Origin of the sequence: Actinoplanes sp. GCM10030250 (genome assembly GCF_042666575.1) — a bacterium.
Classification (GTDB): Bacteria; Actinomycetota; Actinomycetes; order Mycobacteriales; family Micromonosporaceae; genus Actinoplanes.
On sequence record NZ_JBHTDO010000030.1, the window covers coordinates 33,708 to 58,863 of the forward strand.

Sequence of the window (25,156 nt, forward strand, 5' to 3'; positions counted from 1 at the left end):
TCATTTGATTGTGTCGGACGAAGCTATGATCGCGGGTATGTCCGCGTCGAAACCCCGAAGGTCCCCCAAGCCGCAGGAGCGGCAGCGCGATCCCGAGCGCACCCGCGCGCTGATCCTCGACGCCGCGATGGCCGAGTTCGGCGCGCATGGCTACGCGGGTGCCAGGATCAGCGCGATCGCCGCCCGCGCCGGGGTGAACGTACAGCTGATCTCCTACTACTTCGACGGCAAAGAGGGCCTCTACCAAGCCATTTCGCGGCAGTGGCAGCAACGGCAGGGTGAGCTGGCACCCGCGGGCACGCCCTTGCCGGAGCAGTTACGTCGCTATGCGCTGGAGGCACTGCACAACCCGGACGGCGTCCGCCTGCTCGCCTGGAACGGGCTCGAGTACGCCGGATCCGACGGGGACCCGCCGACCGGCATGTTCGCGCAGACCATCGACGAATTGCGGGCACGGCGGGAGGCGGGTGACCTGCCGGCCGATCTGGATCCGGGCTACCTGCTGGTCATGCTGATGGCGATGGCCATGGCGCCCACCACGCTGCCGCACATCGTCGAGGGCACCTGCGGCGTCGACCCGCGCTCGCCCGAGTTCCTCGACCGGTTCGCCGGCCAGGTGGCCATCGTGGCCAGGCATCTCGGGCTCGGCTGACCGAAGCCGCGTCAGGGCGCTCCGGAACGAGGACCTGGGGGCAGCACCAGAGGCGTCGCGTCACTCGGCGGCGCGGTGAGGGCCGCCGCGAGCGCCGGGCTGAGGCGCAGCGTGCTCTGTGCCCAGGACCCGGTCGCGACGGCCGCTGCCACGCAGGATCAGCACGATCGCCGCAGCGGCCGCGATCCAGATGCTCCACTGCACCGGTCCCGCCATCCGGCTGTCGGGAGGCGGCGGCAGGAGCACCATCTGCAGTGCCGCGCCGGCCGGGACGACAAGCGCCGCGACCGCTCCGATCGCACCGGGACGCCGGATCAGCGCGCCGACCGCTCCCAGCGGAGGACCCAGCAGCACGCTGCCGATCAGCCAGTACCGAGTCACCCAGCCCCACCAGCTGCCGCCGTCGAAGAGCAGGTCGGCGCCGTAGTAGGCGGTGGTCGCACAGAGCAGCGTGAGACCACCGGCGAGGGCGCCCCGCACCATGCCCGCCACCGGCCGCGCGTGCCGGCTCACCAGCCAGCCCGCCAGCACAGCGGCGGCCGCCCACGCCCATCCGGCGTCGAGGATCAGACTGGCGAACTCGGCCGTCTGAGACCAGGCACCCCGCTCGGCCCGAGCTGTACCGACCTCACCGAGAACCGCCGGTACGTGATTGACGACCGAATCGACGACGCCCAGCAACGTTCCGAGAATCGGCCCGACGCCCACCCACCACACGCGACCGCGCCAAGAACTCACGACGTCATTGTGCCGTGCCCGCGCCGCATCCGTGGTCCGCGGGTCACGGGTGCCGCGGATCGCACACGAGCTCGAACACCTTTCCGTCCGGGGCTCGGAAATGCTGCCAGAAGTAGCCGTCTCCACCGCCCTGTTTGGTACCGATCAGTTCGATCCCGGCCTGCCGCAACTCGGTGACGGCCGCATCGATGTCGTCCACGAGCAGGCTCGCCACGACCTTTTCCACAGCGAATTGTTCGGCCGGATCGTCGGCGCCGGGCCCGAAGACCTCGAGCTTGTCACCGTTCGGGAAGCGGAACACCGCGAAGTCGGGTCGCTCGTACTCCGCGGCCACTCCGACGGTGTCCGCGAAGAAGTCCCTCATCTGCTGATAGGAGTCGGTCTTCACGCCGACCCAGGAGATCCCTCGAACCCGCATTCGCGTATTCCCTTCGTTGTCAGTCTCCAGGATCTCAGTTACCGACGAGCGGCAGCGTGACCGCCAAAGGCCAGGCCACGACGATGGAGCCGGTCAGAGCGATCACCCACGCGGACACTGAGAACCGGTTCAGGAACGCACTCCACAATGCCTGCCAGAGCATCAGGCCGATCAGCGGGAACAGCACCAGAATGACAAAGCCGTGGGTCAATCCGGTGACGGCCGCGGCAGCCAGGACCGCCACGAAGACCGCGGCGATCGCCAGCAGGCTCAGTGGTGCGCCGGCGGCGGCGTGTTCGGCCGCATAGGCGAACAGGGCAAAGGCCGACCAGACGATCAGGAGCAGCCACCATCGATTTCCGGCGGGCCAGGCGTGGGTCATTCCTAAATGCAGGGGTACGGCAATCGCGGCAATCGCGTATGCGATAGTCACAAGCAGCGCAGGGCGGCTCGTCATGTGCCCACGTCTGATCGCGTACGCGGGACGCCGCACCGCATATCCGAGAAGCAGCACCCCGATGACCGCCGCATACCCGATCACGTAGCCGGCGATCGCCACTGGCAGGTGGTTCGTGGGCAGGAACCGGGCAGCCACCGCCCCGGCCACCGCCGCCACCCCCGTGACCACCGTGATCCGGGCCGCCGCCGCGATGCGACCCGGTTCCGGCGCCGGCCGTTCAGCACGGGCCGCGCCGCAGAGCAGGGCCGCTAGCGGGTATAACCCCAGCACGAAGGCCAGCACCAGCAGCGCCGCACCCGCGAGGCGACGTGCGGGAAACGGGATCGCGGCGTTGTCGCGTGGACCGTCGAAGGCGCTGTCGAGCCAGGCGACAGTCTCGCGGTGGGTCTCGGGGGCGTACAGAACGGTGATGTGCTCAACGCCGGGCACGATGCGGACCGCGCGGTCGCCGCGCTCGGCCGCGACGTCGACGGCGACCGCGCGGAAGTCCGGGAACTCCAGAGCTCCGGCGATGGTGAGCAGCCGTGCGGGCCGTTCAGCGGAGGCGACGGACGAGTCCGGCAGGGAGATCGCCACAGTCGCGGTCACGTCGGGGTGGGCGGACGCGTACCGGGTGACAGCACCGGCGCCCATCGAGTGCCCGACCAGCGCGACCCGCGACGGGTCGACGTCGGGCAGTGAGCGCAGGTGGGCCAGCGCCACGTCCAGATCGTGTTGGAGGACCTGTGTGGACTCGGCAGTCCCGGCGGCCTGGTCCGGCAGCGGTCGCGTGTTCGCACCGTGGCCGGCGAAGTCCAGCAGGACGACCACATAGCCGCGAGCCGCCAGGGTGTCGCCGAACGGTGCCATCAGCTTCGCCGACCCGGAGAAGCCGTGCGCGACGACAACACCGGGGTGGGGCCCGCTCGCGGAGGGGTGCACCTCGTCGAGCGGGACTCCGGCGGAGGTGACGTGCTCACGGCGCAGGTCGTGACCGGCTCCGGCGATCAGCCAGACGCCGCCGGCAACCAGAACCAGCAGGAGAACCAGCAACCGCTTCACAAGGCTCTCCCCGCGACTGATCCGACGGTGCACGGTAGCAGCGACGGGCCAGTGCAGCGCCGGCATGACATCGGGGAAGCGGGGAGGCTGTCACGCGTGGCGCCTCAGCGTCGTACACGATGATGTTCTGCTCTCTGGCTCGCAGCGCCAGGGGCTCAACGGTCCTCCGGGGTGCTGGTGGTCTCGACCCGCGCGATGAGCTGCTTGAGCCGGCCGATCTCTGCGGCGAGGGCGGTGTTGCCGCTGGCGGTCAGGGTGATCCACGTGCGGCCGCGCCGGCCCTCGTAGCCTTTCTCGACCTTGATCAGGCCGGCCTCCTCCAGCACGCTTAGATGCTTGGAGAGGTTTCCGGCGGTCAGCTCCAGGTGGGTGCGCAGGTAGCCGAACTCGACCCGGCGGGCCTCGTGGGTGATGGTGAGGATGCCGAGCCGCACCCGCTGGTGCACCACCTCGTCCAGGCCGGTGACCGGGTGCGCGGCGTCGGGGTCCGGGGCGCTGGTTACGGCCGTCACCGGTGCTGCCGGCCGGCGGCCCGGAAGCCGAACCCGCCGAGGAGCAGCACAACGCCGGCGATGAGCTGCGGCACGGCCAGTCCCAGCCGGATTTCCCAGTGCGGCGGTCCGAAGCCGAAGTTCATCGGCAGCACCAGAAGCACCAGGGCCAGGTAGGCGAGGGTGAACAGCAGCAGCGCGACGTTGCGCTCCAACCAGGCCAGCACCAGCAGGGCGACGCCGATCACGCCCCACGGTGCGACCAGCCGATCAAGGACCAGCCACCAGTACGACAGCGGCTGTTCCACCGGGTGGCTCGGAAAGTACAGGGCCGCGGCCACCCAGACGGCGGTGAACACGAGGGTGGTGGCGGCACCGGTTATCGCGTACGGCAGCACCCGCGCACCCAGCCCCCGCGCCCGGGTGACTCGGGTGTAGCAGACGGCGATGGCCGTGTATGCCGCCAGGAGCGCGAGCGGCCAGTAATACAGCACGCCCCGCCGCGCGAACTCGCAGCTGCCGTCGGGCAGGCAGTTCAGGTTCATGCCGAACCAGTCGAACGGGATTCCCACCAGCGTCACCGCACCCAGGACGAGCAGGGCGACCCAGGTGACCCGCTGGTCGCGACGCACCCGGTGGGTGAGGGCTCGCACATCCGCGAGGAGCCGATGGGGATCGTCGGCGGTGGGCATCGAATCAGTGGTCATGCCAATAGCTTTCCACAGCCAACCTATCGGCGCTAGTGCCGAGTTTCGGTGCACGTTAGTGTGCATCGGTGAGCATCTCGGATGGTGACATCGCGCCCGACTTCGAGCTTCCCGACCAGGACGGCACGCCGCGGCGGCTGACCGATCTCCTGGTGGACGGGCCCGTCGTCCTCTTCTTCTATCCCGGCGCGATGACCAAGGGGTGCACCGCGGAGGCCTGCCACTTCCGTGACCTGGCGGCGGAATACCGCGCGGCCGGCGTGCAGCGGGTGGGCATCAGCAGGGATCCCGTCGAGAAGCAGAAGCTCTTCGCGGAGACGCACACCTTCGACTATCCGCTGTTGTCCGATCCGGAGTCGGTGACCATCGCGGCGTACGGTGTGAAACGAAAGCTGAACCTCGGCGCGCTGAGCACCAAGCGGATGACGTTCGTGATCGGGACGGACCAGCGGATCCTCGGCGTGATCCACAGCGAGCTGGACATGAACCAGCACGCGGCGCAGGCCCTGAGCGTGGCGGCTGCCGCCAAGCCCTGACGGCCGCGGGGCCTACGCGACGGCCGCGGGGCCTACGCGACGGCCGCGGGGCCTTACGCGGCGGCCAGCTGGTTGCGGCCGGACCGCTTGGCCACGTAAAGGCGTTCGTCCGCGCGGTTGTACAGCTCACGGCCCGGTTCGCCGGCCTGGCAACCGGCCAGTCCCATGCTGAGGGTGACCGTCAGGCCCGGCACGATGGTGTTCCAGTCGCGGGCCTGGATCACCCGGCGGATGCGCTCGCCGACCTGCTGGGCCTCCTCCTCGCCGGTGGCCAGGAACAGGGCGAACTCGTCGCCGCCGAAGCGGATCGCGACCTCGTCGTGGCGGCAGTGTGCGCGCAGGACCGCGGCGATCTCGCCGAGCACCCGGTCGCCGACGCCGTGCGAGTAGCGGTCGTTGATGTCCTTGAAGTGGTCCACGTCGATGAGCAGCAGGGAGCCGCCGTAGGCGACCGTGTCGATCCGGCGGTCGAACATCCGGCGGTTGCCCAGCCCGGTCAGCGCGTCCGAGGCGGCGGCCAGGTCCGCGGTGGTGCGCGCGGCTTCGAGCTCCACCCGGCGGTAGGCCTGGCGCAGCATCGTGCGCCGGTCGAGCCGGAGCTGCCACAGGGCTTCGACATGGCTGCGCAGCGACTCCAGCACTGTCCGGGTGGCGTCGCCGGGGAACTCGTGTACGGCGGTGAGGGCCAGCTCGTACTGGAAGAGGAGCCGCTGCGATCGCAGGACCGAGATCTCCAGGGCGGCCCGGAACTCCCGGCGGGCGGCACGCCACTCGCCGGCGGCTCGCAGGATCAGCCCGTACGCGAGGTGCAGCAGGCGGGACTCATGGGTCTGGCCCGCCGCGCGCATCTTGGGAAGCAACTCGCCGACGATGATGTGCGCCTCGTCGAGCCGGCCGGACTTGGCGTGACAGACCGCGAGCACCGCCGCACCCAGCGGGGAGTCGATGCCCTGTGCGGTCCAGTACTGGAGCACGGCCGCGCTCTTGTCGATGAGGGCCGCCGCCTCCTCCGTACGATCGACCTGCTCCAGTCTCAAAGCCCACTCGAGCCATAGCTCGGTCTGGGTCAGCTCAGCCGCGGACCGGTACAGATCATCCGGGGACTCGAACGACTCCAGGGACCGGCGCATGGCGTCGTCGGCGAGTTCGAACAGTTCGGCGCCGCGGGCGGCCTCACCCAGCGAGGACATGGCGGAGAAGTATCGCGGACCCTTGCGCGGCGCCACGTCCAGCACGGCCATCGCGCGGGCGACGTAGTGCAGGCCGTCGTCGATGCGCCCGAGATTGATCAGCACCTCGGCGGTGTCCGCCATGATCTTGGCGTCGGTGGCCTTCGGGCCGCCGAGCACCGACTGGTCGGCGATCAGGTCCTCGGCGATGCGCAATGCCTCGTCGAGCCGGCCGAGCGCGCTGAGCGCGTACATCCGGCCCAGCCGGCTGACCCGGTGGGTCCGGTGGTCGCCGAGCATCAGCGTGATCGCTTCCGCCTCGTCCGCGGCGAGAAGGGTCTCCGTGTGGTGACCGCGAATGGTCAGGTCATGCACGTGCAGCGCGAGACCGGCATAGGGACCGTACGGTGACACCAGCACCGGTAGGCGGTTCATAGGCGTCTCCCCGTTTCTCACGGCCCTATCGTCGGCCGCGGCGGGCCCGACGTGAGGTGTCCGGCCTGATTGACGGCTCCGGCGATCAGGCGCTCCGCGGAGGCAGCGGTCGTCGGTTCTGCTTCTCCACCTCCCGGGCCATCGCCCGCAGGGTCGCGCCGAAACCCGCCCGCCCGGCCAGCGACAACACCGGCCCGGCGAACCGGGTGAGGCGATGAGGCGTCACCGTCACGTCCTCGCCCCACTCGACCCGGCTGGTGCCGCCGGGCAGCGGCACGACGGTGAACCAGGCCCGGCCGAGCACCACGCGACCACGTTTGACAACCTCGCAGCGTCCCGGCTCGTCGCCGGCCGGTGGCTGCCAGAATTCCACCGTCATCGGGTCGTCGAACGCGAGTGGGCCGATCCCGGTCCGGGCGACGAACTGCGCGCCCACTCCGCCGGGCCGGGATGTCGTCACCCGTACCGTGGTCAGCGGTGCCCAATCACCGTGCCGGCGCCAGTCCACCAGGGCGGCCCAGACCTCGCTTGCGGGCGCACGCACGCCCTGGGTGACGGTGAATCGGGCCATCCGGCGGCTCCTGTGATCTAGGGGGAGTGGGATCACCAGCAAAGCACGCGACGCGCGGACCCGGCGAGAATCCGGTGCAACGCCCGGCCAGGCTGTCCTCCTCATCGGGGGACGATGAGGCAACAATGTGAAGGTGGACGAGCTGGTCGGCCGGAGTGTTGATGTGGACCTGCGGGGCGCCCGCGGAGTCATCGTGGGCGACGACGCGACGATGCATCTGTACCCGCCAGGGCAGCGGCCGTCCTGGTGGACCCGTTCCGGCTACATAGATCAGGTTCGTGACATCGCGCCCGGTGGCGGCGCCGTGGGCGCCTTGCGGGACCGAGACGCCGAACTCTCCGAGCTCACCACTTTCTGCGCGGGTGACGGCACCTATCTGTGGTGGATCGCGGGGCCCTGGGCGGGCAAGTCCGCGCTGCTGTCCACCTTCGTACTGCGACCGCCCCCTGAGGTGGAGGTCGTTTCGTTCTTCATCACCGCGCGGCTTGCCGACCAGTCCGGGAGCCCCGCGTTCACGGACATGCTCATCGATCAGCTCTCCGCCATCCTGGGGGAGACAGTTCCCGGATCACTCAATCCGGCTCGCGCCGATACCTACCGGCGGGCATTGCTGACCGCGGCCGCGAAGAAGGTCCAAGACGAGGGCCGCCGGCTCGTTCTCGTCGTCGACGGTCTCGATGAGGACCGGGGTAACAAACCGGGCTCCGAGATACCCAGCGTGGCCTCGCTCCTGCCACGGGTCTGCGACAACGGACTACAGGTGGTGGTTTCCAGCCGCCCGGATCCGGAACTTCCGCGTGACCTGCCGTCCGATCATCCATTGCGCGTGAACTGCCAGGTCCGGGAGCTGGCCACCTCCCCGCACGCCTCCGAGTTCGCCGAGCGGGCGAACCAGGAGCTGCTGGTCCTGCTGGAGGGGAACAAGCTGCAGCGCCATGCCATCGGACTGATCGCGGCCTGCGGCGGTGGACTCACCCTGGGCGAACTCGAGGAGCTGACCCGTAAACCGCCGTACATGCTCGAGAAGCTGCTGCACGGAGTTTTCGGCCGCACGGTGGTCGGGCGCGCCGACGCGGATCAGAGGCGGTTGTACCTGTTCGCTCACGAGACGCTACGGGAGTCCGCGGTCCAGAGCCTCGGTGCAGGCCTGAAGACGTACCGCAAGAGGATCCACGATTGGGCCGACAGGTACCGGCCCGAATGGCCGCCGGACACCCCGCAATACCTGCTCCGCGGGTATGTCCGGATGCTCACCGACCAGGCCGACGCCGACCGGCTCGCCGCCCTCGCCACCGACCCGGTCCGCCACGACCGCATGCTGAACCTGTCCGGCGGAGACTTCGCCGCGCTCTCCGAGATTCGCGCCTGCCAGAGCCTGATTCTGGCCAAGGAGGAAACCGCGGACACCGATCTCTACTGTCTCCTCCGGCTCGCACATCACCGTGACCAGCTCGAGAGCCGTAACAGCAACACGCCGGCCGGCCTGCCGGCCGTCTGGGCCGTGCTGGGCCAGCCGACCCGGGCGGAGGCTCTCGCCCGCAGCATCACCGACCCGTCCCGGCAGGAACGAGCGCTGGCCGGGGTCGCCGGGGCGGCTGCGTGTACCGGCGACCTGCAGCGGGCGGCGGACATCGCCGCCGGCATCAACGACCTGTCCCTGCGGGCGGCCACGCTGACCGATGTCGTACGCGTGGCGGCCGTCGCCGGTGACGTGAAGTGGGCAGCCGATACCGCCGCCGGCATCGACCCGCCCCTGTCCGAGCGAACGGCGACTCTGTTGGCGCGCGCCGCGGCGGCGAGTGGTGATCTGCGATTGGCCCAGCTCATCGCTGGTCGCATCGCCGAACCGCAGGGGCGGTCCGGGGCGTTGACGGCTTTGGTGACCGACGCCGCCGGTCTCGGTGACCCGGCGCGCGCGGTGGTTCTGGCCGAGGCCGCCGAGCGAGCGGCCGCCGACATTCTCGAATTGCCGATCCGGGCTCGATATCTCATCGAGCTGATGGATGCGCTGAGGCGCGCTGACGAGGCGCATCGGGTCCTGGTTCTCGCGGACACCGCCGAAGACGCCGCACGGGGGATCCTGGAACGTCCTGATCGTTGGGAAGTGCAGGCTGAACTGGCGCGCGCGGTGGCCGCTGCCGGCGATGTCGAGCGAGCCACCCGGATCGCGGCCCAGCTCGACGACGAATTCCTGCGAGTGAAGGCGCTGGCCGCCCTGCCCGGCGCATCCGTGGGTGCTCACCGGACTGTGGTCGCATCCGCCTCGGAGGCCGCCGTGCAACTTGCCGGCGACGTCAGCGACCTGAACGTGCGCCGGCGGGCGCTCGCCATGGCGGGCCGGCCACCGGTGGCGGCATCGGGCGATGTGCGGCATCCTCCGGACGATCGGGCCGCGATGCGAACGGTGGCCGAAGCGGTGCAGATCGTTCTTGAACCGGTGACAGCGCTGGCAGAAGCCGCCGTACGGTTCGCCGACAGTGCCCTGGACCCGGCACAGCGGGCAGCCGGGGTGCATCACAGCGGGCCACGTCTGGCCGAGGCCTGCCATGTGGTGGAACGGCAACACGTGATGCAATTGAGTGAGGCCGCGCAAGGTGCGGCTTACAGTGCCAATGACCCGTCGCGGCAGGCACAAACGCTGGCTGATCTGGTCCGGGCCGCGCTGGGGCCTGAGCTGTTCCGACAGGCGAGGCGGCTGGCTCGCGCCGCGATCCGGGCGGTCGAGACCGCCGCCGATCGTGAAGCCGACCAGGACGGGTTCGAGGAACAGGCGCTTGCGTTGCGCGACATGGCAGCTGCCGTCCATGCCGCCTGCGCTTCGTGGCGGCCCGCGGACCTGGTGATCGCCGTGGAGCGGGGTGCCGGACGTCGCAACTCGCTCGATCGGGCGCAGACACTGACCGCTGTCGCGCAGGCTGTCGTCGGCAAGAACGACCGGCAAGACGTTCTGACCCTCGCCGGCGCCGCGGACCGAGCGGCATGCGCGGTCGTGGACTCTGTCGAGCGGGCGCGAGCACTGAGCGAGGTGGCGAGGGTCTTCGCGATTGCTGGTGACCTCCCGCGAGGTCTGCGGGTCGCCCACGGCATCACTGAATGGCAGACGCGGGACGCTGCTCTGGCCGGACTGGCACATCGCGCCGCGGTGGCCGACGACGTGGACTCGGCCGTCCGGATCACCGAGGCCATGCACGATCCGTCGCGCCGGACGCAGACGCTGGAAGCCCTGGCCCGCGACGCGGCAACCGCGGGCGAGCACGAGCGTGCGGTACGAATCGCGCGCGGGTTCCAGGATCCGTCCCAGATAGCCCGCATTCTGGCCGGTCTGGCGCGTGCGGCGGCGGACGAGGGTGAGACGGAACGAGCCGCCGGCCTCGCCGACGCCGCGGAGAAGACCGCGCGCAGTATCGTCGACCAGCTCCGGGAGGCGCGGGCTCTGACGGACCTGGCCCGCGCGACCGCGGCAGCCGGCGATCGGGAACGAGCCATCGACCTGGCCGCCACCGCGGAGGAGACCGCACGGGGTATCGCTGATCCGTACCGCCAGGCGCAGGCGCTCGCGGAGGTGGCGCGCGCCTTGGTGGAAGTAGGCGATCATGAACGAGCGGGGCGGGCCGCGCTGGCCATCGCCCAGCAGACCGAGCAGGTGCGAACAGTGGCCGAACTGGCTCGAACGGTGGCGGCGATCGGTGAGACGGACCTGGCCATGCGCCTGGTGCATGACGTCACCGACCCCTACGGCAAGCACGAGACCCTGGCGAAGCTGGCCGCCGGGCTGGCCTCCGACGGTGACATGCAACCGGCCGTCCGCATCGCCTCGGGGATCGCCAACCCCTCTCATCACGCGTCGACGCTGACCGAACTGGCCGGCATCGCCGCTCTGAGCGGCGACCCGGGCCAGGCCACAGCGCTGGTCGACGCGACCGTCGACCTCGCGCACAGTGTGACTGACTCGCACGTTCAAGCGCAGATGCTCGCCGCCCTGGCCGGCGCGGTGGCGGCCGCTGGTGACGTCGCTCAGGCCGTGCGGGTCGCCGGCGCCATCGCCAGCGAGTCCCGGCGTACCCAGACGCTGCAGGACCTGGTCCGCTTCGAGGCGACGGCCGGTGATCTGGAGCATGCCTTACAGATCGCGGGTGGCATCGCCGAGAAATCCCAGCAGGCACAAGCCATGATCGATCTCATTCGGCTGATGGCAGCCAACGGTCGTATGGAGCATGCCGAAAACCTTGCCCGCGACCTCACCGACGACCTTCTGCGCAACAGAACCCTCGCTGAGGTCGCCTCCATGCGCCGGTGGGCGCCGACCCTTGCCGGGGCGACCGAGCAGGCCGCTCGCAGCATCACCGACCGGCATCTGCAGAGGCATACGCTCGCACGCCTGGCCGGACGGATCGCCGATCGCGGTGACGTGCCGCGGGCCCTCCAGATCACGTGGCGCCTCACCGACCCGAAGACGCGAGGCACGGCGCTGGCCGACGTGGCACGCGCGGTGGCGGACTCCGGCGACATCGAACAGGCCGCCGACATCGCGGCCCGGATCGGAGACGACCCGGCCCAGGCCCGTGAGCTGGCCGGTCTGGTCAGCAAGGTGGCGAGCGCGGGCGACATCCGATGGGCCGCCCGGGTCGCAACGAGGATCAGGGACTCGGCGCGTCAGGCTGAGGAACTGCTGGACCTCATTGGCCCGCTCGTGGACGCGGGCGACATCGATGACGCCTGCGAATTAGCTGTCGGCATCGCCGATCCTCACCGGCAAGCGCGCGCTCTCACCGATCTCGCCGCCATCTCCGCCGGCACGGGCGATGTGGGCAGGGCGCTCCGGCTCGCCGACCGCATCTCCGATCCGGCCCTTCGTGCCTTCGCGCTCACCGAGTTGGCGGCCACCGGTGTCGCCGCCTTCGCCCGTGCCGCCGAGCAGTCCGCCGCATCGGTCCTCGACCCCTCCCGAAAAGCGCTCTGCCTGGCCCACCTCGCCGCCCAGGCAGCACCGGGCAGCCCTCGGCATGCGAGAGCTCTCGCCATCTCCGCGGAGCGCGTCGCCGAACTCGTCGCCGACCAGGCCGAGCAGGCACAGACGCTGATCGAGATGGCCCGGATTCCCGGCATGCCGCACGCGGCCCGCTTGATCGGCAAGGCTCTGACGCTGGCTCCTTGGCGCGTCTCACTTCCGGCTCTGGCCACCATGTACCCCCACCTGCTGCGGAGGTTCACCACCCCTCAACCGGCCTGACACGCGCGCGGAACCGGCCAGTCGCGCCCGGCGTCGAACCCGGGTGCGCCCGCTTCCGCTCGCCACTGCCGCCGTCGCCGCCCTCACCCTGCTCACCGGCTCCATCCACCGGCCGCACCGGGACATCCCCGAGCCGCCCACCGACCCCGGCATCGCCGTGCTCCAGGTCAAGGAGTGGCGCAGCCTGGTCGGGCCGTCGGAGCGGGCGCAACTGCCCGAGGTCACCGTCATGGGCGGCGGCCGGGTGATCGTTCCGGCCGGCCAGGACGGCGCGTTGCAGCGGGCGGCGGAGCACATGCTCACCCCGGATCGGTACCGCCACCTCTACCGTTTGGCGCACGACGCCGGCCTGGCACGGAACCGGTTCGTCGCCTCGCCGATGGAGGCCACCGACGGATCGATGCTGGTGGTGACGCTGCGCTCGGGTGGGCGGACCTACACCACGAAGATCACGAACCCCGGTGGGGACGAGGGCGACCGATTCCGTTCAGCGCTGAGTGCCCTGATCGCCCCCGCTACGTCGACGCCGTACCGGCCGATGGCCTACGCCGCGCTCGTCACCGGAGGATTCGGCACGAAGGAGAGCCAGGTAGAGGCCCAGCCCTGGCCCGGGGGAGGTGACCTCACCACCGGCGTGCGGACCTACCTCGGCCTCTGCACCATACTCACCAGCGCGCCGCCGGCGGCGACCGAAACCGCCCAGTGGAAGTCCGGCGGCCAGACGCTCTGGGTCACGCTCCGGCCGTTGCTGCCGCACGAAAGCACCTGCACCGATCTGGACAGGGGCACCCCCTGAAAGCCGGGTCAGGACGTCCGGCTCGTGGCGGCCAGGGCGAGCGCGCCGAGCACGGACCGGCTCAGTTCGTCGATGCCGACGGTGTCGAGCGCGGCCAGCGACCGCTCCAGCAGGCCGGCGATCATGCTCTCCACCGCGGCCGATGCGCCGGTGTCGACGATGATTTCCCGCAGGACGGCGATGCCGGCCGCATCAAGACGAGGGTCACCGAGAAGAGATTCAAAGACCTTCTCCTGTACGGCGTCCGCGCTCTCAAGAGCGAGCGCAACCAGGACTGTGCGTTTGCCTTCGCGCAGGTCGTCGCCGGCCGGTTTCCCGGTCAGTCCGGTGTCGCCGAAGACGCCGAGGACGTCGTCGCGGAGCTGGAACGCCTCGCCCAGCGGCAGCCCGAACGTCGAGAGGCCGGCCAGCAGGTTGTCGCCGGCCCCGGCGAGCTGCCCGCCGAGCAGCAGGGGATGTTCGACGGTGTACTTGGCACTCTTGTACTGCACGACCCGGCGAGCGCGTTGCAGCGCTCCCTCGCGGCGCCCGCCGGCGATCGCCTGTTCCAGCAGGTCGAGGTACTGCCCGCCCATCAGCTGGGTGCGCATGCTGTTGAAGGTGGCGCGCCCCCGGGCGAGGGCGGCCGGAGGTAGTCCGCTGCTGGTGTAGAGCTCGTCGCTCCACGTCAGGCACAGATCCCCGGCGAGCACGGCGGCGGACACTCCGAAGTGGTCGCCGTCGCCGGTCCACGCGCTGCCGCGATGCAGGGTCGCGAACCGGCGGTGCATGGCCGGGGCGCCGCGGCGCATGTCGGAGGCGTCCATGACGTCGTCGTGGATGAGCGCGGCCGCCTGGAAGAACTCCAGTGCCGTGGCCGCTGCGACGGCTGCCGGTTCGTCGGGTGCTCCGGCGGCCCGCCAGGCCCAGTAGCAGAAGGCCGGCCGCAGCCGTTTTCCGCCGCTCATCAGGTCGGCGACGTACTGCACCAGCGGCGCGCAGTCGGCACTGACGCCGGCCAGCAACCGGGCCTGCGCCGACAGGAAACGCTCGATCTCCTGCTGAACCCGATCCCTGAGACCCGCTGCGTCAAGCGGCGACGCGGCGAGATGCGGCGACGCGGCGAGATGCGGCGAGGTGGGAAGAGGCGGCGAGGTGGCGACGTGCGGCGACGCGGCGATGTGGGGCGACGCGGCGATGTGGGGCGACGCGGCGAGATGGGGCGAGGACTGCAGGGCCATGAGAGGTCGTCTCCTGATATCGGGTGCGGGCGTCGCGGAGGGGTCAGTCAGCGGCGCGGCGGCCGGAGCCGGTGAGCCGTGCCGAGGCGAGCAGGCCGATCAGTAGGAAGCCGGCCGCCGTGAACGCCGTCCAGCTCGTCGCCGTGGAGAACGCCTCGGCGTCGGCGGCCAGCGGCGCCGTGCCCGGATCAGCCGCCAGGCCGGGAATGGCGGCGCCGGCACTGTCCTCGACGGCCGTCACCACCGCGGTGCGCTGCTGCGAGGGCACGCCGCGTTCGTCCAGGGCGGTGTCCAGCTGACCGGCGGCGGTGCTGAACAGGACGGTGCCCAGAACGGCGATCCCCAGCGCGGAGCCGAGCTGCCGGGTCGTGCTCTGGGTGCCGGACGCCTGGCCGCTCATCGCCACCGGCACGTCGGCGAGCACCACGCCGGTGATCTGTGCGGTGGCCAGGCCGACGCCGACGCTCTCCCACCAGGCGGTGTCGGAGGCCGCGACGAGCCCGACGCCCGCGACGCCGGCCAGCTCGAGCACGATGCCCAGGCGGACGCCAGCGGCGCCGGGGTGATGTCTCTGCTGTCATGAATCTCGTTATACAAGTAATCAGATTGTCTTGCTACTTGGAGGGCTTATGATTTTCCCGTGATCAGGCGGCAGGCACAGCAGCGCAGTAACATGGCTCTCGCCCTGCGCGAAATGCTGCGGGCCAACGGAGAGGCGACCCAGGGGCTCGCCCGCCGGCTCGGCGTCGGCGTCACCGACGCGTTGGCCCTGGATCACCTGCTGAGCAGCGCGGACGGGCTGGGGCCGACCGAGTTGGCGCACCGGCTCAACATCCGGTCCGCCTCGGCGACCACGCTTGTCGACCGGCTCGACGCGGCCGGGCACGCCCGGCGGGTGCCGCACCCGTCCGACCGGCGCCGGCAGACCATCGTCGCGACCGAAAAAGCCTATGAAGAGGCCATCGGTGCGCTGGCGCCGTTGTTCGCCGGAGTCGAGCAGGCGGCGGCCCGGCTGACGCCCGAGCAGGCCGCCGCCACCGCGGCCTTTCTGCGTGAGGTCGCCGCGGTGATGCGCGACTACGCCGCCGAACAGCGGTAGCCCCTTGTCCGGCTGACGGATGCGGGGCGGTCGTCACGCCGTACCCCTGCATTGTTGGTGTTGTTGATGTGCGCCTGCTGGTGGGTCCCCCGTGCGAGCTACCGGGGAGTGTCCACCGCGGGGTGACGATTTCGGTCAGCCGGATCCATAACCTTCGACGGAGCCGCGGCGTTCGGGCCGCGAGAACCTCATGAAGGAACGATCTCTCATGCGTGTGGTCAAACAGTTCCTGGCGGTCGTCGCTGTCGCTTTCGCGGGCGGTCAGGGTGCCGCCGCGGTGCAGGAAAACGCCTGGCTGACGCTGGTGGTCGGTGCCGTGACAGCCGTTGTCGCGGTCGTCGTCTACGGATGGGTGGTGCGGCGCACCGAGCGCCGGGAGGTGACCGAGATCGCCCGGCACGGAGCGGTTGCCAGGACCGGCCGGGGAGTGCTGATCGGAATCGGAATGTTCGCGGTGGTGATCGGCAACATCGCGTTCCTCGGCGGTTACCAGGTGCACGGTGTCGGCTCGGTCACCGGCGCGATCGGCCTGCTCGGTTTCATGGCCGCGGCCGCCGTGACCGAGGAACTGATCTTCCGCGGCGTGCTGTTCCGCATCCTCGAGGAACGCGCCGGCACCATGATCTCGCTGCTCGTGACCGGCGTGGTGTTCGGCGTGATGCACCTGTTCAACCCGGGCGCCAGCCTGTGGGGTGCGATCGCCATCGCGATCGAGGCCGGTTTCATGCTCGCCGCCTGTTACGCCGCCACCCGCAACCTGTGGGTGCCGATCGGGCTGCACTTCGGCTGGAACTTCGCCGCGGGTGGCATCTTCAGCGCGGTGGTGTCCGGTAATGGTCAGCCCGACGGGCTGCTCGACGCCACCACCTCGGGCCCGGCCGTGCTCACCGGCGGCGATTTCGGCCCGGAGGCGAGCCTGTACGCGGTGGTGGCGGGCGCGGTGCTCACGCTGGTGTTCCTGTGGCTGGCCCGGCGCCGCGGCACGATCGTCCCGCGTCGCCGCCGCCCGGCCGGCGCTACAGTGCTGCCGTGATCGACTCCCTTGCGGACGTGTGGCGCCGCCGTGACGTCGTGGTCCGGGATCTCCCGCTGGGATTGCTGCTCGCCGTCGCCTGCTCGGTGGCGGCGCTGGACAACCGCGGCACGCAGCTCGGTGACCTGCCGCAGCGCCCGTTCGACGCGCTGGCTGTCGGGGTGATCGCCCTGGAGTGTCTCCCGCTGGCCGTCCGCCGGCGCCTGCCCGCCGTCTGCCTCGCGCTGGTGGCGATCGGGTTCGCGATCGACCAGCTCCGCGGCTATCACACGGTGGCGGGCACAGCGCTGCCGATCGCGCTGCTGAGCGCCGGGGCTCATCTCGAACGGCACCGGCTTCCCGTCGTGATCCTGGCGTCCGCGGCCTACGTACCCCTGACCCTTGCCCTGACCCGGGACGGATCGGCCGAGGGTGTGGCCGGGTTCGTCACGTTCTACCTGGCCCTCGCGCTTGCGTGGGGCGCCGGTGCGTGGCTGCGGACGAGCCGGGCCGCCGAGGAGCAGCAGCGTCGGCACGTCGCGGAGAGCGCCCGCGCCGCGGAACGGACCCGCATCGCCCGCGAGCTCCACGACGTCGTGACCCACCACGTGACGGCGATGGTGGTGCAGGCCGAGGCGGCGCGATACCTGACCGCCGCGCCGGAACGCCTCGACCCGACGCTGACCGCCATCACCGACACCGGCCGGCGGGCCATCGCGGACCTGCGGCACCTGCTCGACCTGCTCAACCCCGACCACGGCACAGACCTGCTCAACCCCGACCACGGCACTGACCCGCGGGCCCCGCTCGCCGGCGACCTGACCGCCCTCGTGGAGCAGACCCGGCAGGCCGGGCAGCCGGTGGAGTTCACCGAGACCGGCCGGCCTGCAGCGGCGACGGGCAGCGCCGAGGTCGCCACCTACCGGGTCGTGCAGGAGGCGCTGACGAACGCCCTCAAGTACGCGCACGGCAGCCGCACCACCGTCCACGTACGCCACAGCGACAGGGAGACCCTGGTGGAGGTCAGCACCGACGGCTCGGGTACGGGGTTCTCGCCCGGCGGGAGCGGGCGCGGCCTCGCCGGGCTGGGTGAACGCGTCGGCGTGCTCGGCGGCGAGTTCAGCGCCGGCCGGCGGGACGGCGACATGTTCGTCGTCCAGGCGCGCATCCCGACAGGAAGTCCACGGTGACCACACCGATCCGCGTGCTGATCTGCGACGACCAGGCGCTGATCCGCACCGGCTTCACCACGATCGTCGGTGCCCAGCCCGACATGGAGGTGGTGGGCGAGTGCGGGGACGGGCGCGCCGCTGTCGATCTCGCCGCCCGGGTGCACCCGGACGTGGTCGTCATGGACGTGCGGATGCCGGTCCTCGACGGCATCGAAGCAACCCGCCTGCTGGCCGGCGCCGGTATCGCGGATCCAATCAAGGTGCTGGTGGTGACCACGTTCAACCTCGACGAGTACGTCTACGAGGCGTTGCGCGCCGGCGCCAGCGGATTCCTGCTCAAGGACGCCCCGCCGGCCCAGCTGCTGAACGGCATCCGCACCGTCGCGACCGGCGCCGCGCTGCTGGCACCCGAGGTGACCCGGCAGCTCGTCGGCAGGTACGCGGCACGGATCCGCCCCGCCGGGGGCACACCGGACGGCGTCGCCCTGACCCCGCGCGAGCTGGAGGTGCTGCGCCTGATCGCCGGCGGCCTCTCCAACAGCGAGATCGCGGCGACCCTGGTGATCAGCCCGGAGACCGTCAAGACGTACGTGTCACGCCTCCTCACCAAGCTGGACCTGCGCGACCGGGTCCAGGCGGTGGTCTACGCCTACCGCCGCGGTTTGGTGACCTGATCGTCCGGGACCCCGCCGCGCTGACCGGTCTGGGCCTCGACGGCGGCTCGCTCGCCCGCGACCGGCACGAGGGCGGCGGCGATCAGAGGGATGGCAGCCACCACGGCGTAGGCCGGCGCGAAACTCGCGGCGCCGATCGCCAAGGCCACCACCGGCGGCGTGGCGGCTGTCACCACGTTCTGGCCGGTGGTCTGGATACCGAGCGCGCGGCCTGCCCACGCGGGCCCGGCGTATTCGGCGACGGCGGTGAAGGACAGGCCGTTGCTGCTCACCGCCACCACGCTCAGGAACAGCAGGAGCGGCACGGCCGTACCCGATCCGGTTGCCGCCGCGGCAGCCAGCGCCAGCATCGCCCCGCCGGTCACCACCGCGATGATCCGCATCGGTCTGAGCCGGCTGCCGGTGCGGTCCGACCAGTAGCCGGCGGCGAGGCGGCTGAGCGCGCCGAACACCTGCGCGCCGGCCAGCAGGTGCCCGGCGGCGAGGGCGGTCCAGCCGCGGGCGTCGGTGAGGAACACCAGCGCGAAGGTGGTGATCGTGAACTGGGGCACTATGAGGAGCGCGCTGGCGGCGTGGATGCGCCACAGGCCGGCGGCACGGTAGGGCGAGATCGTCGGCGGCTCCGGTGCACGCGAGCCGGCCGAGGACGCCTGTGCGGCCGGATCGCGTACAAAAACGAATGCCGCCGTTGCCGCGGCCAGGAACAACGCGGCGAGAAACAACAGCGGCACGCCGGTGCCCCCGGCGGCGAGAGCCGGCAGCGTGGCCGCGGCCAGCGCGATACCCATCGGCCCGGCACTCTGCCGGAGGCCCATCGCCAGGGCGCGCTCGTGCCGCGCGAACCAGCCGAGGATCAGCCGCCCGCTCGCCAGCACCGCCCCGCCGGCCGCACCGGCGAGTGCCAGGCACAGAGCCAGGGTCGCCGTGTCGTGGGCCCAGCGGGCGGCGAGCACGATGAGCCCGGCGATCCCGAGGCCGGTGGACAGCACGACACGCTCGCCCCACCGGTCGGCCGCGGCGCCCCAGGCGATCAGCGTGAGCATCACGCCGACGGTGGGGCAGGCCACCAGCAAGCCGGTCTGCTCCAGGGTGAGGCCCTCGTCGCGGTATGCCGGGATCAGGTAGGCGAGCCCGTACTGGAAAGTGCTGCCCGCGGTCATCGCCAGCATGCCGACGACCAGCATCAGCCAGCGTCTGCGCTCACCCGGCATCTACGGACCCCCGTCCCTCGTCGATCTTCAAGCGCGACGCCAATGTAGCTCCCGGCGTACTGACGCCTTCACGACGAAGGCCGCGTGACCCCGCGAAGCGGTCATACGCTGGGGCGATCCTCGGGGGAGGGGTTCATCATGAAGGTCGCCGTCGTGGGCGCCGGCCCGGTCGGGCTGTTCACCGCCATCGCGCTCGCCCGCCGCGGTAACCAGGTTGCGGTCGTCGACCGCGATCCGGGCCCGGCCGCCGACGGCAGCTGGCCCCGCCGCGGCGTCATGCAGTTCCATCACCCGCACGGCTTCCGCCAGCAGATCGGCGACGCCCTCGAGGTGGAGATGCCGGAGGTGCTCGGCAAGCTTCTCGACGCGGGCGCGGAGACCGCCGTGCTGCCGGCCCAGGACGGCCGGCCGGAACAGGTCGTCGGTCTGCACTGCCGGCGGTTGACCTTCGAGCGGGTGCTGCGTGCCACCGCGGTGGCCCAGCCGGGTGTCACCCTTGTCGCCGGTCACGCCGACGACGTGCTGCGCACCCGAGGAAAAGCAGCGGGGGTACGGGTGGACGGCCGCGAACTTCCCGCCGACCTGGTGATCAACGCGTCCGGCCGGGCCGGGAAGCTCGCCGACGACGTCCGCGTCCCCGGGCAGAGCAGCGACTGCGGTCTGTCCTACGTGTCCCGGCAGTACGAACTGCTCCCCGGTGCGGAACTCGGCCCGATGAACACCCCGGTCGGCATCGTGCAGACCCTGCGCGGCTACCTGATCGCGGTGTTCCTCCAGGACAACCGCACCTTCTGCGCGCTGATCGCCCGGCCCACCGCGAACCGGCGCCTCGCCGCCCTGCGCTTCCCGGAGCTGTTCGAGGCCGCCGCCCGGGCCGTCCCCGCCCTTGCTGCCTGGGTGAGCGAGGACCGCAGCCGACCGATCACGCCGGTGCTGCCCGGCGGGCGGTTGCACAACACGTACCGCGGCCAGCTCGACGACAACGGCCGGGTCGGCCTGCCCGGCCTGCTGCACGGCGGCGACACGGTCTGCACCACCAACCCGACGGCCGGCCGCGGCATCGCCCTCGCCCTGCGCCAGTCCTGCCAGATGCTGCGCCTGCTCGACGATCACCCCGGCGACCCGGAAGCAGCAGGCCTGGCCCTGGACGCCTGGTGCACCGACCAGGTACGCCCCTGGTTCGACGACCACGTCCACTGGGACGCTGACCTGCTCCGCCGCTGGGACGGCGGCGACGTCGACGTGACCCGGCGGCTACCCAGCGACCTCATCATGGAGGCGACCGCTGTGGACCCGTCACTGTTGCGAGTGGTCGGCCCGTACATGTCGATGAAGGTTCTGCCGACGGCCCTCGACGAGGTGGAACCCCGGGCCCGGGAGATCTTCGCGGGCGGCTGGCGCCCACCGCAACATCCCGGCCCCACCGCCGACGAGCTCGCCGAGCTGATCACGCTCCGCCCGGTGTCGCGTTGACCTTGTGGACAGCGGCTCAGGTCAGGCAGTCGAACGCCGCCAGCGCCTGCCCCTCGATGGTGCTGCGCCACTGTCGCCTCGAGGACGGCACCGAATTCATGACTTGTCGTCGGCGTCAACCCGAGGCGGCAGCGTCGATGGCGGCTTCCAGCAGCGCGCGGTTGCGGACATTTCGCCGCTCCATACCAAGCTGGTGGCGCAGAGCGCCGAGAACATAGCGGCGCGCGTGAGGCGGGAGTTCATAGACCGTACTGATGCAGTCGAGGTAGTCCGCGTCACAGGGTGTCGGATCATCGGCGTGCTGGGTCGCGAACGCTCCGTTCGCACTCAGGACCCGTAAAAGTGCGCCGCCCGGTGTGACGCTGTCGTTGAAGGGTGACAGGAACAGGTCGGCGTGGACGGACTCCAGCTGGCTGATGACCTGCCGGACTGCCGGCGCTTCCCGCAGGACTGTCCGATGCGGGGGAGCGCCGGACATGCCAGCAGGCAGGGCGGTACTGCCGACCAGCCCGACGGCCATGCTGTGCGGCCCGGTTCGGACGACCGCGACTTCGTCGCGGAATGATCGCCACGAGGCTGTGTCCAGCCCCGCCTGCCACATAGCGACGATACGACGGAACGCTCCGACCGGGTCGACGGCAGGACATAGTTTCCGCACGTCGACCAAGCCGCCCTCAATGACGCTGAGCAGGATGACCAGATTGAGCGAATAGGCCGCCATCCTTCCGAGAACGTCGACCTGGGCCGGCTGGTACCCCTTCGTCGCCCCGGGCGCCGGCTCATCAACACTGTCGCGGAACGCTCGGCAGACATGCGCTACGGCTTCTCGGGTGTCCATCTGGCCGACCAGCATCTCGGCGAGGAACTCAAGGGACCTTCCCCATGCCGTCAACGGGCGGTACGAAAGAACGGTGTACAGGAGATCCGCATGCCGTCGCCGTTCGTCTTCGGCAGGGGCTGTCAGCCCAGCGACGGACCTGGATACGAAACGTGCGACGAGATATTCGCCGAACGTAGCGTGCATGAATTCGTAGCTGTGGTGGATGCGCATGCTGGTATTGGGTGCGGGGCGGCGGACCGTTGACCTTGCAACGTGGATGAAGAAGAATCGGCTGACCAGGCGCTCGCCTGGTGAGAGCCAGAGAGCGCGCATTGCCGAAGGATCTGCATGACTACCGGCGAACGCGAGCAAGTCGGCGTCGAGTTCGGTGTCGAACACCGACTGCCGGGAACGGTTGAACATGCCGAAGGCGGCGACGCATAACCTTTCGATCTCAGCGTCGATCAATCCAGCGAGCGCGGCTGCCGACTCGCCGCGACGATGTTTGCGTAGCTCTCGTTCGATGAATCCGTGTATGAGTTGTTCGTAGAACGACGAGGCGGTCAGCAAGGCGCTGTTGTTCTGCAGCCGGTTTCCGTTGGCGTCATGAAGTGCGAGCAGAAGGAGCATGAGTGGTTGCTCCGCGAGTTCCCGGTACCTCCAGACTGTGTCGATGGTCAATGGCTGCAACGCGTTCTTCGCCAGATACGGTGCAATCGAGGTCTGCCAGCTGTCGAGCCAGCGAGTGCTCTGCGCGCGGTCGAAAGGTAACAACTTCAACACAGCGCTCCCGACCGGGACGTGGAATCGATGTGCGACAGCGATGCGGCTCGTCACCACGGTGAGGATGGGATTGCCGTTCGCCCACTCCGTCGACTGAAACTGTGAGATTCGGTCCAGATAGTCGGCACGGTTGGTGCTGCTGCTCTGAAGCAACTCGTCGAACCCGTCGAGCAGCACTACGACCGTCCGCGTAGTGCTGCTGACGACCTCGTCCCATACCGCAGCTCTGTTCGTGGCGTCGAGGACGGCGTGCTCGATCTGTTTCACGACAGCGTCGTCGGCGGGAACATACCGGAGCCGCACCAGAACAGGCAGATAGCCGCTGACCGCCAGTACGGCGCCGAGGGCGCGCATGAACACGGATTTGCCGGAACCGGGGTCGCCGAACACGACGACCGGGAAGCGGGCGATTTCCGGATGGGTGAAGCAGCCCGCGAGGAACGCGGCAAGGTCACAGCGTTCTATGCGGCTGTGCCACCAGCGCTCCTCGAACGTGGGGGCGCCGTGGAGATTCAGGGTGGCCCGAAAGCGGGGGTCAAGGTAGGAGCGCTTCAGCGGCGGCGGGTTCATGCCGTCCTCCATGAGGAGGTCGGCCGCGTCGATGATCGGCTGTTCAACATCTGTCTCACGGGCTCTCAGCAACGCCCGTGTGAGCGCCGACTCGGGCTGCCCGGGTAGCCGTCCGACGGTAGACAGCAGCTGCTGGACCGCCCGCAGCCCTTGTCCGGGCAATAGTTCCTGGGACGGATCGGTGTTTCGATCGGGGCCGGCCCAGAGGCCCACCTGCGGATAGCGGACGGCCAAGGCGTTGAATGCGCTGATGTATGCCCGCAGGACCGCCGGCGCGAGAGCCAGCAGTTCGTCGCGATACAAGCGCACTTGTTGACGACGCACCTCATCGCGAAACGGTCCCCGACTGCCTCGAGGCAGCCGACCGTGAAGGTGCCGCATGGGGCCCGGATGTGTCTCGCCACTGAGTTCCAGTTCTTCCCCGAACAGCGACGCCAGAAGCTCGAAGGCCTGGCTGAGATACGCCCCCACAGCGGCGAAGAAGTCACTCCGGGTCTGGTCGGGGCGCGGCCGCGGCACGGGTAATGTCAACAATGCCTGCACAATCGTGTGCTCGTAGTCAGCAACGGACGTTTCCGCGCCCCTGGTCAGGTACCTCGTGTCAGACGGCAGTACCAGGAGCACCTGCGCCGGCTTCACGGCGTTGAAGGCGGTGAACGCGGCGATCAGCGGGCTCACTGTGCAATGAGCGTCAAGCCACGGGATCAGATGCTCTTCCGTCGGTGGATCAGCACACGCACTGCCCAGCCGGCGCAGCAGGTTGCTGAGGTGGTTCGCCGGCCGTATCAACAAGAACGCGGGCCAGGTGGTGTCCACCCAGCGCGGATCGGTGAGGTGGCCGTCGGCGACGACGTTGACCAGAGGCAGCAGCGCGGGCTCCGTGATCGCCGCCAAGCTTCGCGCGCCATCCAGAAAGGCGGCTCCCCACGGGTCGTGTGTGGTCATGAAGTCTCGTCGCTCGTGACAGGTGGAACGTTGCCGACGGCGAACTGGGCGTGTCTCGGCAGCCGCCGGTTCAGCTCGGTCAACAGAGAGAGGATCGCGGTGGATACCTCGATCGCCGCAGCACGGCATGTGTCCGGCGTCAGCAATGTACCGGCCGCCAGCGGCGCCGCCTCCGCGACCAGCTGCACCGAGTTGCCCTGCCGAATCCTGAAAACGGCATGCGGTGCGGACACCGCGCGATGGACGTCCGCCATGGCTGTGGCCGAGTAGGCACCGGGCAGGTGCGAATCGACCTCAAGGATCGCGCGACCGAGCTCGGCAAGGTGAGCCTCGGACGGCCAATTGTCAAGTTTGACCACGTTGAGGTCATCCTCCAGCGAGACGACTTGTTGTCGAATCGTCTGCGGTTCGTCGACGGTCCGGCGCAGGCGCTCCTCCAGGCGAGTGAAACGACCGGCGACGGCGTTCAGGTGAAGCTCTGGCCGTCTGAACACAGTGCGCGTAGCGTCGTTTGCGAGCATCGCCGGTGCCGGTGGTTTGCACACTGCCGACTCGATGGCTGTGAACACGTCATCGATGTGACGGCCGACCTTCCGCAACGCTGGAGCAGCGGCGGCCAGACGGCGCTGACCGGCAAGCCGCCGGGCGATGACGTCGGTCAGCAGAAGACCCGGTCCCAGTAGGGTGAGCGCGGCGAGGATGTTGACGGCGAAGTCGTCCGCCGCGATCCGGGCGATGACACACGCCGACTTCTCGTCCCGCGTGACCGCCAGCCCCGCGGAGATTGCGCTGATCGGCACCGCCAGGAGGATCCATTCGCGGGGGAGGGCTTCATCTCCGTCCTCGTCGAAGAGGCGCTTCCACACTCGCCGAACGAGGCGAAGCGGCGACGATCTCGTCATCAAGACAAAGTAGCTTCTCGCGGAGACTCCA

The 25,156-nt window shown here is 70.0% G+C and carries 20 protein-coding genes and 1 pseudogene; 9 read left to right on the forward strand and 12 right to left on the reverse strand.

From position 1 onward, the window contains the following. Positions 1-37: 37 nt before the first annotated feature. Positions 38-652, forward strand: a complete 615-nt coding sequence (locus ACFQV6_RS31485; protein ID WP_378031271.1) for a TetR/AcrR family transcriptional regulator — start codon at positions 38-40, stop codon at positions 650-652. Positions 653-712: 60 nt separating this feature from the next. Here ACFQV6_RS31485 and ACFQV6_RS31490 read toward each other — a convergent pair whose 3' ends face one another. The 5 genes from ACFQV6_RS31490 to ACFQV6_RS31510 form a co-directional block, all read right to left on the reverse strand. Further along, complete coding sequence (locus ACFQV6_RS31490; protein WP_378031272.1) at positions 713-1,390, reverse strand: DUF6518 family protein; 678 nt, start codon at positions 1,388-1,390, stop codon at positions 713-715. A gap of 43 nt (positions 1,391-1,433) precedes the next feature. Beyond that, entirely contained in the window at positions 1,434-1,808 is a 375-nt protein-coding gene (locus ACFQV6_RS31495) for a VOC family protein (RefSeq protein ID WP_378031273.1), read from the reverse strand. A gap of 34 nt (positions 1,809-1,842) precedes the next feature. Then, positions 1,843-3,309 carry a dienelactone hydrolase family protein gene (locus ACFQV6_RS31500; protein WP_378031274.1) on the reverse strand — a complete coding sequence of 489 codons (1,467 nt, stop codon included), beginning with the start codon at positions 3,307-3,309 and terminating at the stop codon, positions 1,843-1,845. Positions 3,310-3,464: 155 nt separating this feature from the next. Next, on the reverse strand, positions 3,465-3,821 hold the full coding sequence (locus ACFQV6_RS31505; RefSeq protein WP_378031275.1) for a transcriptional regulator: 357 nt from the start codon (positions 3,819-3,821) through the stop codon (positions 3,465-3,467). After that, positions 3,818-4,507 (reverse strand): hypothetical protein, encoded by a 690-nt coding sequence (locus ACFQV6_RS31510; protein WP_378031276.1) that lies wholly within the window; start codon positions 4,505-4,507, stop codon positions 3,818-3,820. The genes ACFQV6_RS31505 and ACFQV6_RS31510 overlap by 4 nt, the downstream gene beginning before the upstream one ends. Before the next feature lie 68 nt (positions 4,508-4,575). Here ACFQV6_RS31510 and ACFQV6_RS31515 point away from each other — a divergent pair, with 68 nt between their 5' ends. Further along, the gene (locus tag ACFQV6_RS31515; RefSeq protein ID WP_378031277.1) at positions 4,576-5,043 is read left to right on the forward strand and encodes a peroxiredoxin; all 468 of its coding nucleotides are present in this window, start codon (positions 4,576-4,578) and stop codon (positions 5,041-5,043) included. Positions 5,044-5,096: 53 nt separating this feature from the next. Here ACFQV6_RS31515 and ACFQV6_RS31520 read toward each other — a convergent pair whose 3' ends face one another. Both ACFQV6_RS31520 and ACFQV6_RS31525 read right to left on the reverse strand, forming a co-directional pair. Continuing rightward, positions 5,097-6,647, reverse strand: a complete 1,551-nt coding sequence (locus ACFQV6_RS31520) for a diguanylate cyclase (protein ID WP_378031278.1) — start codon at positions 6,645-6,647, stop codon at positions 5,097-5,099. An 85-nt stretch (positions 6,648-6,732) separates the two neighbouring features. Then, entirely contained in the window at positions 6,733-7,218 is a 486-nt protein-coding gene (locus tag ACFQV6_RS31525) for an SRPBCC family protein (protein WP_378031279.1), read from the reverse strand. A gap of 133 nt (positions 7,219-7,351) precedes the next feature. On the opposite strand from ACFQV6_RS31525, the gene ACFQV6_RS31530 reads away from it, so the two are divergent. After that, positions 7,352-12,448: a hypothetical protein gene (locus ACFQV6_RS31530; protein ID WP_378031280.1), complete on the forward strand. Its 5,097-nt coding sequence runs from the start codon at positions 7,352-7,354 to the stop codon at positions 12,446-12,448. A 43-nt stretch (positions 12,449-12,491) separates the two neighbouring features. Continuing rightward, positions 12,492-13,244 carry a hypothetical protein gene (locus ACFQV6_RS31535; protein ID WP_378031281.1) on the forward strand — a complete coding sequence of 251 codons (753 nt, stop codon included), beginning with the start codon at positions 12,492-12,494 and terminating at the stop codon, positions 13,242-13,244. A gap of 8 nt (positions 13,245-13,252) precedes the next feature. On the opposite strand, the gene ACFQV6_RS31540 is transcribed toward ACFQV6_RS31535, so the two are convergent. Both ACFQV6_RS31540 and ACFQV6_RS31545 read right to left on the reverse strand, forming a co-directional pair. Next, entirely contained in the window at positions 13,253-14,464 is a 1,212-nt protein-coding gene (locus ACFQV6_RS31540; RefSeq protein WP_378031358.1) for a polyprenyl synthetase family protein, read from the reverse strand. A gap of 21 nt (positions 14,465-14,485) precedes the next feature. Further along, positions 14,486-15,011, reverse strand: a pseudogene (locus tag ACFQV6_RS31545) (MFS transporter); the annotation flags it as partial. A 147-nt stretch (positions 15,012-15,158) separates the two neighbouring features. Here ACFQV6_RS31545 and ACFQV6_RS31550 point away from each other — a divergent pair. The 4 genes from ACFQV6_RS31550 to ACFQV6_RS31565 all read left to right on the forward strand — a co-directional run bounded on the left by ACFQV6_RS31550 (position 15,159) and on the right by ACFQV6_RS31565 (position 18,421). Further along, the gene (locus ACFQV6_RS31550) at positions 15,159-15,563 is read left to right on the forward strand and encodes a MarR family winged helix-turn-helix transcriptional regulator (RefSeq protein WP_378031359.1); all 405 of its coding nucleotides are present in this window, start codon (positions 15,159-15,161) and stop codon (positions 15,561-15,563) included. 208 nt (positions 15,564-15,771) lie between these two features. Further along, positions 15,772-16,596, forward strand: coding sequence for a CPBP family intramembrane glutamic endopeptidase (locus tag ACFQV6_RS31555; protein ID WP_378031282.1), 825 nt, complete (start codon positions 15,772-15,774; stop codon positions 16,594-16,596). Beyond that, complete coding sequence (locus ACFQV6_RS31560) at positions 16,593-17,765, forward strand: sensor histidine kinase (RefSeq protein ID WP_378031283.1); 1,173 nt, start codon at positions 16,593-16,595, stop codon at positions 17,763-17,765. Before ACFQV6_RS31555 ends, ACFQV6_RS31560 begins: the two co-directional genes overlap by 4 nt. Next, entirely contained in the window at positions 17,762-18,421 is a 660-nt protein-coding gene (locus tag ACFQV6_RS31565; RefSeq protein ID WP_378031284.1) for a response regulator, read from the forward strand. Before ACFQV6_RS31560 ends, ACFQV6_RS31565 begins: the two co-directional genes overlap by 4 nt. Here ACFQV6_RS31565 and ACFQV6_RS31570 read toward each other — a convergent pair. Beyond that, positions 18,397-19,632 (reverse strand): MFS transporter, encoded by a 1,236-nt coding sequence (locus ACFQV6_RS31570; protein ID WP_378031285.1) that lies wholly within the window; start codon positions 19,630-19,632, stop codon positions 18,397-18,399. The two genes, ACFQV6_RS31565 and ACFQV6_RS31570, sit on opposite strands and share 25 nt — an antisense overlap. Before the next feature lie 138 nt (positions 19,633-19,770). Here ACFQV6_RS31570 and ACFQV6_RS31575 point away from each other — a divergent pair, with 138 nt between their 5' ends. Further along, positions 19,771-21,105 carry an FAD-dependent oxidoreductase gene (locus ACFQV6_RS31575; protein ID WP_378031286.1) on the forward strand — a complete coding sequence of 445 codons (1,335 nt, stop codon included), beginning with the start codon at positions 19,771-19,773 and terminating at the stop codon, positions 21,103-21,105. Positions 21,106-21,220: 115 nt separating this feature from the next. Here ACFQV6_RS31575 and ACFQV6_RS31580 read toward each other — a convergent pair whose 3' ends face one another. Both ACFQV6_RS31580 and ACFQV6_RS31585 read right to left on the reverse strand, forming a co-directional pair. Further along, complete coding sequence (locus tag ACFQV6_RS31580) at positions 21,221-24,223, reverse strand: NACHT domain-containing protein (protein WP_378031287.1); 3,003 nt, start codon at positions 24,221-24,223, stop codon at positions 21,221-21,223. Continuing rightward, positions 24,220-25,089 carry a hypothetical protein gene (locus ACFQV6_RS31585; protein WP_378031288.1) on the reverse strand — a complete coding sequence of 290 codons (870 nt, stop codon included), beginning with the start codon at positions 25,087-25,089 and terminating at the stop codon, positions 24,220-24,222. Before ACFQV6_RS31585 ends, ACFQV6_RS31580 begins: the two co-directional genes overlap by 4 nt. Positions 25,090-25,156: the final 67 nt, after the last annotated feature.

Bases quoted from the DNA above. Each gene is read 5' to 3' on its own strand.
- ACFQV6_RS31580 (WP_378031287.1), bottom strand. From the start codon at position 24,223: ATGACCACACACGACCCGTGGGGAGCCGCCTTTCTGGATGGCGCGCGA.
- ACFQV6_RS31575 (WP_378031286.1), top strand. From the start codon at position 19,771: ATGAAGGTCGCCGTCGTGGGCGCCGGCCCGGTCGGGCTGTTCACCGCC.
- ACFQV6_RS31495 (WP_378031273.1), bottom strand. From the start codon at position 1,808: ATGCGGGTTCGAGGGATCTCCTGGGTCGGCGTGAAGACCGACTCCTAT.
- ACFQV6_RS31510 (WP_378031276.1), bottom strand. From the start codon at position 4,507: ATGACCACTGATTCGATGCCCACCGCCGACGATCCCCATCGGCTCCTC.
- ACFQV6_RS31540 (WP_378031358.1), bottom strand. From the start codon at position 14,464: ATGGCCCTGCAGTCCTCGCCCCATCTCGCCGCGTCGCCCCACATCGCC.
- ACFQV6_RS31555 (WP_378031282.1), top strand. From the start codon at position 15,772: ATGCGTGTGGTCAAACAGTTCCTGGCGGTCGTCGCTGTCGCTTTCGCG.
- ACFQV6_RS31550 (WP_378031359.1), top strand. From the start codon at position 15,159: ATGCTGCGGGCCAACGGAGAGGCGACCCAGGGGCTCGCCCGCCGGCTC.
- ACFQV6_RS31525 (WP_378031279.1), bottom strand. From the start codon at position 7,218: ATGGCCCGATTCACCGTCACCCAGGGCGTGCGTGCGCCCGCAAGCGAG.
- ACFQV6_RS31485 (WP_378031271.1), top strand. From the start codon at position 38: ATGTCCGCGTCGAAACCCCGAAGGTCCCCCAAGCCGCAGGAGCGGCAG.
- ACFQV6_RS31520 (WP_378031278.1), bottom strand. From the start codon at position 6,647: ATGAACCGCCTACCGGTGCTGGTGTCACCGTACGGTCCCTATGCCGGT.
- ACFQV6_RS31570 (WP_378031285.1), bottom strand. From the start codon at position 19,632: ATGCCGGGTGAGCGCAGACGCTGGCTGATGCTGGTCGTCGGCATGCTG.